We start from the raw sequence: 12,321 nt of genomic DNA on the forward strand, positions 1-12,321 counted from the left end.
AGTTTTTCTAAATATTCTTTTTTAAAGAACTGTCTTCTGCACAAATTCAAATTACACATTATTGGCAGATTTTAGTTCTATATTTATCTCTAATTCCCGTATCATTATCTCACAGTCTATTCTATATAAATTTATATATATTACTCTTGTACTCAAGCGAACTTAAACCCTTGGTCTATGCATTTTAGGGAAATTATTGATGATTTGGGGGTAGAGGTTCGAGAATTAATTATATAGGATTTACCGTCATCTTACTCGTGTTGTAATTTTTTAGCTATCCTAACTCATTAGGAGTAAAATCCTAACTAAAAATTTATTGATAAGACTGCGGAATCACTTACTTACAGCTTGTAGTTATAAGTTTAAAGTAACAGCTTGAAGAATTATCACCTATTCCCTATTGTTGAGTTTACTATAGCAATCCGATTTAATTATTGAGTATATGTAGGGTGGGCATTGCCCACCCTAATATTTATCAGTAATCTTAGAAAATCGCGAACAAAATTGAACTTTCAATAGTCAAGCTAATTTAGTTGATAAATAAAATCATCTATACAATAATTGTAGTGACTAATAATGCTTACATTAAATAACCGCCCTGTCATCTGTACTTTATTCTTAGGAATTCTACTTAGCCTTACTAGCTGTGCTAGCAAGAATTTCACAGCAGCTAAAGCTGAAATTACTGCTCAAAAATCTTCTATTGTCCAGCGCAAAGTAATCGATTTAACTCCCAAAATTAAGCTTGCTGAAGAACCGCAGTGGTCGCCAGATGGCAAGCAAATTGCTTTTATGAGCTTGGACAATCCTGGTAATGAAGAAATTTATGTGATGAATGCTGATGGTTCAAATTTAAAGAATCTTACCAAAAATAAAATCAAGGATCGCTCTCCTGTTTGGTCGCCAGATAGTAAGAAAATTGCTTTTCTTTCGGGACGTGATGGCAATCCTGAAGTTTATGTGATGAATGCTGATGGTTCTAGACAAACCAATTTAACTAAAAATCCTGCTGGTGATTATCCTTATGTTTGGTCGCCAGATGGCAAAAAAATTGCCTTTGGTTCTCGTCGGGAAAATAATGATTATGAAATATACGCGATCGATTCTGATGGCTCTAATATTAAGAGAATCACCAAAAATCCTGGTTATGATTCTGTGCTTTCTTGGTCGCCAGATGGTAAAAAAATTGCCTTTCTTTCTGGACGTGATGGGAACGAAGAAATCTATGTGATGAATGCTGATGCTTCTAACCAAACTCGATTAACTAAAGATCCAAATAATAATGCAGGCGCAGTTTGGTCTCCAGATAGTAAGAAGATTGCTTATCATTCTAGTCCTGAACCTTTCAATAACAATGGTTACATTTATGTAATTAATGCTGATGGTTCTGGTAACACTCAGCTGACAAATAAAGGGATCTCTCAAAACCCAGCTTGGTCTCCCGATGGTAAACGAATTGTCTTTGAATCTAATCGGGATGAGAATTCAGATATTTATGTAATGAACGCTGATGGTTCTAGTGAAATTAGATTAACTACCAATAAAAGTAGAGATTCACGTCCAGTTTGGTCGCCTGATGGTAAACAAATAGCTTATGAGTGCTTTCAAAATGGACAATCGCATATTTGTCGGCTGAAAATCTAAGTTTTTTACGCAAAAAGTTTAGATTCCCGACTTTTTAGAAAAGTCGGGAATCTTACAGTCAATCAAAGTAATAAAGCAATAGCCACTTCTGCTAGATTTCATCTGAGGGACGCAGTAACCTGTAGTCTTTAGTCAATTTTGTCAGGCGCTCAATTTTTTTATTCGCATCCCTAGACAGTGGAATATACAATCCTGTAGAGATTAATCCTGTGACAGCTGTCACATTTGCTTGAGTTGCATTGTCAAAAAGCATCAGGAACGCTGCTAATAAACTCATCACAATCGAAGCTGCGATCGCAACACAAGATAAAATGTAGCTCAAACGAGCTTGGTAGCAATGTTCGTGATAGGTTTTCCATTCCATCTCGTCGTAGGAATTGGGTTTGGCAGCGTTGGCACGAGAATTATTTTTGCGGGAGCCGGTTTTTGGGTTAATGTTTGTCATAAACTGAAAGTAAGAGTGTAATACGACTTGCCAAGAGTTGTGTAACTGCGATCGCTACCTGTTTGGAAGGTGAGAGAACCAAGCGGGTAGCGTTAAAAATATTGATTCCTGCTTTCTGTAGGCTTTAGAAATAATGCTTCCCTCCCTAGCAGTGAGATTTTCTTTAGGAGGAAAGCATATTTATTTCCCAACCAGAAATGGCAGTGTAATCTAGATATCTGTTAGTTTATTTTTGAACTACAGACTCTACGATCATTGCTGCGGCGAACAAGCCTAGTAAGATGAGTGCTAATCGCCCTAACCATTGTCCAATCAAAGGTAGCAGCATCATAATCAGATGGGATGCTCCAAAACTAGTGGACATTACCAAAGCGATCGCCAAGCCTGATATAAACAGTAAAAGGTACTTCAAAATTCTTGAAGCTAACCGAAATAAGAAATTATTATTCTCTTGAGTTTTCATAGCTTTTACTCCAATCAATTACTGCTTTTACCGAGAACATAGCCCTAAAAAATCAGACAGAAAAAGTTAATTAACTAACTTTTCCTGCCTTGTAAAAAATCACAATTTATCAGGGCTAGGGATAAAAAATTGCTGAGTTTTTTTCTCGATCTTTCCCTTGGCTAATCATCACAACTATGCCTCATTCTTTTAGGAAAGACAGATAATTATTCAATTGTGAAGTGATTATTCAATTGTGTGAATATTTCATATTCAGTTGTGCCGTGACTCGATTCTTCCTCCTCTCTCCACCAATTTTGTAAATCCTCTTTACTGATGACAAATCGATAATGGGTAGAACCCATAATGGTCACTGCTATTAGATCGCGTTTGATTCGTTCGCTTTTGATTTCTATGTGACCGTAGCCAGTGTCATGCCAACAACTAAGAAGAATTACCAGCAGCCGAGTCACTATTTTGTCAACTTCGTTCGCTTGGCTAGTTTCTCCGGGCATAGTATGGAACCTTATGGTAAGCCAGTGCTAGACCCTCAATCAGAAATTAAAAATGTGTCAAGCGTTCAATTAAAGAAGGCTGTCACTTTTGTGAGTGAGAATCTGCCGGGGTATTTGCTTTACTTAACTTTGCGGAAAAAATTTAATTATCTTTTCCCTACAACTAAGTGTCGTATTGTGTGACAATCATCTCATGGGTATTTCTCAGATGTCAAGTAGGAATACCATAGAAATTTTACTTGTACTCTGCCAATTTCCCGGCAATTAATTTAGTATCAAAAAAAGAAAAATCAAAATCTCCGTATAAGTGACAGGTGTCACAAACCTATTTTAAGCTGTAAGCTATTGTCAGTCACGAAATCCTACGTTGGGTGTCAAGCCACCAAACCAGATGAATCAACAACAGTTGAACGAAACCTTTGATAAACTAACGCCACGACGCCAAGAGGTATTGCGTCTAGTCTTGGCTGGGGAGTTAGACGATGATGCGATCGCCCAAGTTCTAGACATTAAGCCAGCAACAGTCAGAAAATACTTAGAAAGGCTCTACCGTGCGTTTGAAGTCAGTAAAAAATCTGAGTTAGTAACTTTGTTTGCTAAACACAAACCAGAATTTATCAGTGAAACTAACAATACAGAACCAGTAACCCAGATAACAAACACCGAGAGCAAACAGGATTTAGGAGAAGCACCCGATACTGTCACATTTTACGGACGCACCCAGGAATTAGAAACTCTCAGACAATGGATAATCAACGAGCATTGTCGGATGATTGCGTTGCTGGGAATGGGTGGACTGGGAAAAACCGCTTTATCTGTAAAATTAGCCCAGACATTAAAGTCAGAGTTTGATTACATTATCTGGCGCAGTCTGCGAGAGACGCCTAAGCTGAGTACGCTACTCGATAGCATAATTAAATTCTTATCCAATCAAGAAGAAATCAATACGACAGGCGATGTGAATGTCAAAATCACCCGTCTGCTGGAACATTTGCGGGCTGACCGTTGTTTATTAATATTAGATAATTTTGAATCAATTCTGGTCGATGGAACTCATCAAGAACATTACCATGATGAATACCAAGAATATAGTAACTTAATTCAACGGATTGGCGAGTTACATCATCAAAGTTGTTTAGTGTTAACCAGTCGCATCAAACCTCAAGAAATAGCCGTTCAAGAAGGCGAGAATTTACCAATTCGTTCTTTGTCGCTGCAAGGCTTAAATAATTTAGAAGCTATGAAAGTCTTGGAAGATAAAAGACTTTTTGGTACATATGCAGAAATGCAAAAATTAATCGGATTATATAGTGGTAATCCCTTAGCTTTAAAAATAGTTTCTACTTTTATTCAAGATTTATTTAGCGGTAACGTTTCGGAATTTTTATCCCAAGAAATTGCTCTGACACCTTTCGTTGGCATAGAAACTTTATTAGATAAGCAATTCGATCGTTTGGCAGAATTAGAAAAACAAATTATGTACTGGTTAGCAATTAATCGCGAACCAGTCTCAGTCAATGAATTATTTGAAGATATTGCCGAGAAACCGATATATTTGGATGTCATTAATGCTTTAGAAAACCTGAAACGCTGTTCGCTTATCGAAGCTATTGACGGCAGATTCACTCTGCAAAATGTCGTGATGGAATACATGACTGGTATTCTAGTACGACAGGTGACTGAAGAATTAAACTCGGCAAAATTTCACATTTTTAATCAATACGCTTTAATTAAAGCCACTGCTAAAGATTACGTCAGGAGTTGCCAAACACAATTAATCTTAAAACCCATTGCCAAAAATATTAGCGATATAGAGAAACAATTAGTTAAATTCCTAGAAAAAGACAATAAGACAATTAGGAGTTTAACTAAAGGTTATGCAGTAGGCAATATCTTAAATTTATTACGTTATTACAACTACAATTTATCTGGACTCGATTTGTCATATTTAACGGTATGGCAAGCATATCTACGAGGTGCAGATTTACGCAATGTGAAATTTATTGGTGCAGATTTAAACAAATCTCGATTTACAGAAGCTTTTGGGATTGTGTTGGCGGTAGCATATAACCCTAAAAAATCGATAATTGCTTTGGGCGATACTAAAAGTAAAATTCGGCTTCGAGATGCCAATGGTCATCAACTGCTAACTTTAGAAGGGCATACAAATTGGATTAGATCGGTAGCTTTTAGCCCTGATGGGGAAATTTTAGTTAGCGGTAGCGATGACAAAACCCTGATGTTATGGAACACCAAAACTGGTCAATGTTTAAAAATATTAGAGGGACATACAGAAAGAGTTTGGTCAGTTGCATTTAGCCCTGATGGTAAAACTGTAGCTAGTAGTAGCGAAGATAAAACAGTTAGATTATGGAATGCTCATACTGGTGAATGTTGGAATATTCTCCAAAAACATACTCATTGGGTGCGGGGAGTTGCTTTTAGTCCTGATGGCAAAATTTTAGCTAGTGGTAGTAGTGACAGGACAGTAATTTTATGGGATGCGCATACGGGAAAATATCTAAAAACTCTAGAAGGACAACATACAGGACGAGTACGTACAGTTGCCTTTAGTGCTGATGGTAAGATTTTAGCTAGTGGTAGCGATGACCATACAATTAGACTGTGGGATATTCGTAGCGGTAACTATCTCACAACATTGCAAGGACATACCCAAAGAGTGCGATCGCTAGCTTTTAGCCCCGAACCCAATTCTCGCATTTTGGCTAGTGCCAGTGAAGACCATAAAGTAATTTTGTGGGATATTTACAACAACAGACGCCACCGGACTTTATCAGAACACACAGAAAAAGTTTGGTCTGTAACTTTTACCGATCCTGAAGGTAAAACTTTAATTAGTAGTAGCGATGACAAAACTGTGAAAATTTGGGATGCTCACACAGGTGAATGTCTTAAAACTCTTCAAGGTTACACAGATTGGGCTTGGTCTTTAGTTTTTCATCCCAGTAGTCACATCTTAATTAGTGGTAATGACGATAAAACCATTAAACTCTGGAACTTAGATACTGGTGAACCTAAATCCTTAGCAGGGCATACCAATAGAATCCGCGCCGTAGCATTAAGTCCTGACAGTAGCATAATTGCCAGTGGTAGCGACGACCAAACCATCAGATTGTGGGATGCTCAAACTGGTCAACACCGCAAAACTTTAGTAGATCATTGCGATCGCATTTTGACAGTAGCTTTTAGTCCCGATGGTCGTTATTTAGCCAGTGGTGGCGATGACAAAATCTTAAGAATCTGGAATATTCATACAGGTGAATACCGCCAAACTCAAGAGAATCATAAAAACTGGCTTTGGTCTGTAACTTTTAGTCCAGATAGCAGCATCTTAGCTAGTGGTAGCGAAGATTGCACGATCAAATTGTGGGACGTAGATACAGGTAAATGCCTAAATACTCTCTCTGGGCATAATGGATGGGTGCGGTCTGTGCGTTTTAGCCCCGACGGTAATACCCTAGTTAGTGGTAGTGAAGACCACACCGTAAAGCTCTGGGATATAACTACAGGTAAGTGTATCCATACCTTGGAAGGACAAACTGGTTGGGTGCGGACTGTGGCTTTTAGTCCTCAAGGTCGTTTTGTCGCGAGTGCAGGAGGAAACCCAATCGTGGAAATTTGGGATATCAAAACCGCCAAACTCTACCAAACTTTGACCGGACATCAAGAAAGAATCTGGTCTGTTATCTTTAGTGCTGATGGTCAAACTCTTGCTAGTAGTAGCGAAGATGGCACGATTATGCTTTGGCACGCCGAAACCGGAGAGTTGAAGAAAGAACTGAAATCTCCCCGACTTTATGAAGGTATGGATATAACAGATGTGGTGAATCTCACAGAAGCCCAAATCAAAACTTTAAAAACCTTAGGAGCAAAGAAAAACAATGAGTAGAAAATCGCGAAATGCTTTGATTGGGATTACAACTTATGGACGCAAAGACGCAATACCATTTTCTTTGCCAAGTGCTTACATTGATGCTGTCCGCGCCGCAGGTGGTACTCCCATATTATTACCGCCAGGAGAAACTGAGCCGGCAAGGCTTTTAGAACCGCTAGATGGATTGATCATCTCCGGTGGTGGAGATATTCATCCTGTTTGGTATAACGGTTGCGACCACCCTAGCATTTATTCTGTAGATGGCGATCGCGATGCTTTTGAACTGCAACTAGCTAAGTTTGCCCTTGAGCATCATTTACCTGTATTTGGTATCTGTCGGGGTTTGCAAATTCTCATCGTCGCTTCTGGCGGAACTCTCATTCCCCACGTCCCAGAAGTATACGGTAATTCAGTATTGCATCGTCTAGATCCCGAACCAGGAAGGCGCTTACCAACAGAACACATGGTGAAAATCAATGCCGCCAGCCGTTTAGCTGACTGCGTACAAAATACTCAAATTTCTGTAGTTTCTTGGCATCACCAAGCAGTACACCAAGTACCATCTGGATGGCGTGTTGTTGCCCATGCTTTAGAAGATGAAGTCATTGAAGCTGTGGAACACGAGCATCATCCTTGGGCTATAGGCGTACAATGGCATCCAGAACTTTCAGCTGCTAACGATCCCAATCATCAAAGAATTTTTCAGGCTTTTGTTCAAGCAACATATACTAAACAAAGTTTACTAACAGCTTGAATTAACATTAAATGCTTGCTTTATTAATATTCTGCATTTGTAATCATTTTAATCTTTGTGTCTTTGTGCCTTTGTGATAGAAATTTTGAACCACAGAGACACTGAGACACTGAGACACAGAGACAAGACCTGAAATTTTTACGAGTCAACTTACTTCTCTTGTAATAATTCTTCTAATCCCGACCAAAATTTATCTAATTCAATAGCCATCATTTTTGCGCCTGCGATTGTTGGTTCCAGTAATCTTGGTGAATTATGCAGAATTATATTTGTTAATTCTTTTGCTTCCTCGGCGTGTCTTTCTTCCACACCCTGCTCAAAACATTCAGCAAAGTATTGCTCTTGTTGAATAAAGGGAAAACAATTTGCCAGGGAATTCATTAATGCTTGCATCCAATCATGAGCAAACATTTCAATTACGCACCAAGGCCCTAAAGACTGAGGATAAATCTTCTCAACTAAAGATACAAAATTAGCAGTGGTAGGGTCGAGGATTTTTTGTAATTCATCCAGACTGCCAAATTCTTCATCTTGGATAATAAATTTTGCTCCCATATTCGCAAAAGCTCGACTGAGTTGATAGTGATGAGTATCACCACCTTGTAAGCTATCATCATCACTAATAATTCTGAGCTTTCGCACTCGTAATGCTGGGCTATCAAGATAAGGTACAAAGTACACCATCACACGAGTTGCATGGCAAGCAGCTTGGTATCTTAAGTAGATTTGTCCTAGTAAATCTGGAGAACAAAGTTTTTCTGGTGGCGATAGAGCTAAACGCGAGAAAAAGGAATGTTTTGATGGTAGATATTTATCATAGATATCATCTAAAACTTCCTGAAATACCTGTTCAGCATTTTGAGTTTGCATAAGTAATAAAAATAATAGGAAAGTCTATGCCATAGATTCTACAAAAAATAATATTTGTTAGGATGTTAATTTATAATTTTTCATGATATTCTTATTTTCAATTTTTATTTATAGAAAATATTTTCATAATAGTTACATCAAAGATTTTTGTTGAAAATATCCAAAAGCTTAAACTTATATTGCGAGCAAATAGTAATAAAGATAAAGCTGAAAAGATCGAGAACTTTGCCATTTTTTGGACTTGAAAAAGCGTTTCCCTCAGGCATCGCCTTCCTGTCTGCTGCCACCCAAAGTCCCAAACTAAGCTAAAATTCAAGCATAGTAAGCATTTCTTGCTCATAATGCCCCATGCTTGAGACTTTGCAAATCCAACTTTACAAACTAGAACAATTTGCCAATGCCCTTGTCTCTAATCAACTGGGACACCTCAGCGTGGTGAGTATTGGCATTATTTTCGTGGCTGGTCTTCTTACCAGCCTGACGCCTTGTATGCTGTCTATGCTGCCTATTACCATTGGTTATATCGGCGGCTATGAAGCAAAAAGCCGTCTGCAAGCAGCAGCCCAATCTACCTGGTTCGCGCTGGGATTAGCAACCACACTCGCAGGATTGGGAATAATCGCAGCTTTTGTGGGCAAAGTTTACGGCCAAGTGGGAATGGGTTTACCGATTATTGTCAGCATTATCGCCATTCTTATGGGGCTGAACTTACTGGAAGCCTTACCTCTACAATTTCCTTCCTTGGGCGAAACGAATTGGATTTCGCAAGATTTACCGCCTGGAGTGCGTTCTTACTCTATTGGCTTGACTTTCGGTTTAGTGGCGTCACCTTGTAGTACCCCAGTTTTAGCTAGCTTGCTGGGTTGGGTGGCGAATACCCAAGACTTAATTTTAGGCGCTGCGTTGCTTATTACTTACACAGCAGGCTATGTAGCCCCCTTGATTTTGGCAGGTACTTTTACGGCTGCAATTAAAAAGCTGTTGGAATTGCGTCGCTGGTCTGGTTGGATTAACCCAGTTAGCGGTGTGTTATTGGTAGGCTTTGGTGTGTTTTCTTTAATTTCGCGGATTCCCTTTGGAAGTTTTTAAGCAATGACAACAGAAAATTCAACGACCACAGAATCAAGTTGGTGGTCATTACTAGGGCACTTCTTGCGACGAGAGTTTTTACCTGTACTGACAGATTTACGATTAGCGATCGCACTTTTACTATTAATCGCTTTATTTAGCGTTAGCGGTACGGTCATCGAACAAGGTCAATCACCTGCATTTTACCAAGCCAACTACCCAGAACACCCCGCCCTATTTGGCTTTCTGAGTTGGAAGGTGATTCAAGTAGTCGGATTAGACCATGTATATCGGACTTGGTGGTTTCTGAGTTTGTTGGTCTTTTTTGGTACTAGCTTGACTGCTTGTACTTTTACTCGCCAACTTCCAGCTTTAAAAGCTGCCCAACGCTGGAAATATTACGACGAACCGCGACAATTTCAAAAATTAGCTTTGAGTGCGGAACTAGATAAAGGTTCCTTGAATACCCTTACCCAAATTTTAAAAAACCAACGTTATAAAATTTTTCAAGAAAAAGACGATATTCTCTATGCCCGTAAGGGAATAATCGGACGCATCGGCCCGATTATAGTTCATATCGGCATTGTCACAATTCTCTTAGGAGGAATTTGGGGAGCAATCACGGGTTTTGTCGCCCAAGAAATGGTTCCCAGTGGCGATACATTTCAAGTGAAGAATATTATTGATGCAGGGCCTTTAGCGTTATCTCAAGTTCCTAAAGATTGGTCTGTCAGAGTTAATCGATTTTGGATTGACTATACTCCTGCTGGTGGAATCGATCAGTTTTATTCAGATATGTCTGTCTTAAATAATCGAGGACAGGAAGTTGACCGTAAAAAGATTTTTGTTAATCAACCTCTGCGTTATCAGGGCGTAACTTTCTATCAAACTGATTGGGGAATTTCCGGCGTTCGCGTTCAATTTAATAACAGCCCGATTTTCCAATTACCAATGGCACAATTGGACACTAACGGCCAAGGACGTATCTGGGGTACATGGATTCCGACAAAACCAGATCTAAGCGAAGGCGTTTCTTTAATAGCCAAAGACTTACAAGGTATGGTATTAATTTACGATGGCACAGGTAAGTTAATTAATACTGTACGTGCAGGAATGTCTACCCAAGTGAATGGGGTAAGGCTGAAAATTGTTGAACTAATTGGTAGTACTGGCTTACAAATTAAAGTCGATCCAGGTATTCCGATTGTGTACACGGGATTCGCTTTATTGATGTTGGGTGTAGTGATGAGTTACTTTTCTCACTCACAAATTTGGGCATTACAAAAAGGCGATCGCCTGTATGTTGGTGGTAAAACTAATCGCGCCCAAGTTGCTTTTGAACAACAAGTTTTGGAGATTTTAGATCGCTTAAGTAACAGTTCAGAAGATAACAAGGGAATTAACCCTACACAATCTTTGGCTTCCAATTCATGAACTCTAGTAGTCGAATTTGTGTTAATAATCTCAATTGATAACAACTTTTAAAACTCTTGCGATCGCGATTTTCGTTGCTTTCAAAATACTTGCATTTTACATAAGTAGACATATCAGCCTGGAGAATTGCCAGGGCTATCAATTAAAAGTTGGAACGAAAGATTTTGATGTTTGCTCAACTTCAATTTAAGCGATGGGCTTGCTTTCTACCGCTAATTGCTGTCTCGTTGAGTATTGCTTCCTGCACTGCTGATTCTAGAAGTACCAAGACAGTTTCTCTGATTGGTGCTGGAGCAAGTTTTCCAGCACCTTTATACCAGCGCTGGATTGCAGATTACAACCAACGAAATCCCAACGTAGAAATTAACTATCAATCTCTAGGAAGCAGTGTCGGCGTACAACAACTCATCGATGGTACTGTAGATTTTGCCGCTAGCGATATAGGAATTACACGCGAACAAGCAGCGAAGGTAAAAAGGGGAGTTATCGCTTTACCCATGACTGCTGGCTCGGTCGTGCTAGCTTACAATCTTCCTGAGATAACAACTGTTCTCAAGCTATCACGCCAAGCCTACACAGGTATCTTTTTAGGAAAAATTACGAATTGGAACGATCCTCAAATAGCTTTAACCAATCGAGGTGTAAAGTTACCTAATTTAGCAATTAAAGTTGTACATAGATCCGATGGTAGCGGTACAACCAGCGTCTTAACTCAACATCTAAGTGCTATCAATCCAGAATGGAAAAGTAAAGTCGGGGCTGGTAGATATATACAATGGCCAGCGGGAATTGGTGCTAAAGGTAATGAAGGTGTTACCGCCCAAATTCAACAGATTCCAGGGGCTATTGGCTATGTAGAATACGTCTACGCTACTAACAACAAGTTACCTGTAGCTGCCTTAGAAAATAAATCTGGTAATTACATCATCCCCACACTAGAGTCAGTAGCTCAAACTTTAGAAGCCGTCAAATTACCAAATAATAGCTTGATTGCTTTTATTGCCGATCCTAAAAATGCTAATTCCTATCCAATTGTCACTTACACTTGGCTGCTAACCTATAAACAATATCAAAATTCAGTCAAAGCCCAAGCATTAAAAAACTTTGTTAACTGGGCTGTGACTGAAGGACAAATATCAAGTAAGGAACTAGGATATATTCCTTTGTCTAAAAAAGTTGTGGTTCAGGTACAGTCTGCGGCGAAGAATATTGACAAATAATTCGTAATTCCTAATTGAATCCGAATTAGCAAAT

General features: G+C 39.0%; 10 protein-coding genes. 6 read left to right on the top strand and 4 right to left on the bottom strand.

The features are described from left to right. Positions 1-576: 576 nt before the first annotated feature. Positions 577-1,644, top strand: a complete 1,068-nt coding sequence (locus AACU33_RS34065; protein ID WP_096594670.1) for a TolB family protein — start codon at positions 577-579, stop codon at positions 1,642-1,644. A 91-nt stretch (positions 1,645-1,735) separates the two neighbouring features. Here the strand turns inward: AACU33_RS34065 and AACU33_RS34070 are convergent, their stop codons facing one another. The 3 genes from AACU33_RS34070 to AACU33_RS34080 all read right to left on the bottom strand — a co-directional run bounded on the left by AACU33_RS34070 (position 1,736) and on the right by AACU33_RS34080 (position 3,046). Continuing rightward, positions 1,736-2,089: a TRADD-N-associated membrane domain-containing protein gene (locus AACU33_RS34070; protein ID WP_096594671.1), complete on the bottom strand. Its 354-nt coding sequence runs from the start codon at positions 2,087-2,089 to the stop codon at positions 1,736-1,738. A 226-nt stretch (positions 2,090-2,315) separates the two neighbouring features. Next, entirely contained in the window at positions 2,316-2,552 is a 237-nt protein-coding gene (locus AACU33_RS34075; protein ID WP_096594672.1) for a hypothetical protein, read from the bottom strand. A gap of 206 nt (positions 2,553-2,758) precedes the next feature. Next, positions 2,759-3,046 carry a hypothetical protein gene (locus AACU33_RS34080; protein ID WP_339376440.1) on the bottom strand — a complete coding sequence of 96 codons (288 nt, stop codon included), beginning with the start codon at positions 3,044-3,046 and terminating at the stop codon, positions 2,759-2,761. A gap of 391 nt (positions 3,047-3,437) precedes the next feature. Here AACU33_RS34080 and AACU33_RS34085 point away from each other — a divergent pair, with 391 nt between their 5' ends. Then, positions 3,438-6,956 (top strand): eIF2A-related protein, encoded by a 3,519-nt coding sequence (locus tag AACU33_RS34085; protein WP_096594673.1) that lies wholly within the window; start codon positions 3,438-3,440, stop codon positions 6,954-6,956. After that, positions 6,949-7,695: a gamma-glutamyl-gamma-aminobutyrate hydrolase family protein gene (locus AACU33_RS34090; RefSeq protein WP_096594674.1), complete on the top strand. Its 747-nt coding sequence runs from the start codon at positions 6,949-6,951 to the stop codon at positions 7,693-7,695. Before AACU33_RS34085 ends, AACU33_RS34090 begins: the two co-directional genes overlap by 8 nt. Before the next feature lie 150 nt (positions 7,696-7,845). Here the strand turns inward: AACU33_RS34090 and AACU33_RS34095 are convergent, their stop codons facing one another. Further along, entirely contained in the window at positions 7,846-8,565 is a 720-nt protein-coding gene (locus tag AACU33_RS34095; protein ID WP_096594675.1) for a hypothetical protein, read from the bottom strand. Positions 8,566-8,913: 348 nt separating this feature from the next. Here AACU33_RS34095 and AACU33_RS34100 point away from each other — a divergent pair, with 348 nt between their 5' ends. The 3 genes from AACU33_RS34100 to pstS all read left to right on the top strand — a co-directional run bounded on the left by AACU33_RS34100 (position 8,914) and on the right by pstS (position 12,287). Then, positions 8,914-9,654, top strand: coding sequence for a cytochrome c biogenesis protein CcdA (locus tag AACU33_RS34100; protein WP_096594676.1), 741 nt, complete (start codon positions 8,914-8,916; stop codon positions 9,652-9,654). A gap of 3 nt (positions 9,655-9,657) precedes the next feature. Then, positions 9,658-11,067: a cytochrome c biogenesis protein gene (locus AACU33_RS34105; RefSeq protein WP_096594677.1), complete on the top strand. Its 1,410-nt coding sequence runs from the start codon at positions 9,658-9,660 to the stop codon at positions 11,065-11,067. 167 nt (positions 11,068-11,234) lie between these two features. Further along, positions 11,235-12,287, top strand: coding sequence for a phosphate ABC transporter substrate-binding protein PstS (gene pstS / locus AACU33_RS34110; RefSeq protein WP_096594678.1), 1,053 nt, complete (start codon positions 11,235-11,237; stop codon positions 12,285-12,287). Positions 12,288-12,321 lie beyond the last annotated feature (34 nt).

Source organism: Calothrix sp. NIES-2098, assembly GCF_963875125.1.
In the GTDB taxonomy this organism is placed as follows: domain Bacteria; phylum Cyanobacteriota; class Cyanobacteriia; order Cyanobacteriales; family Nostocaceae; genus Aulosira.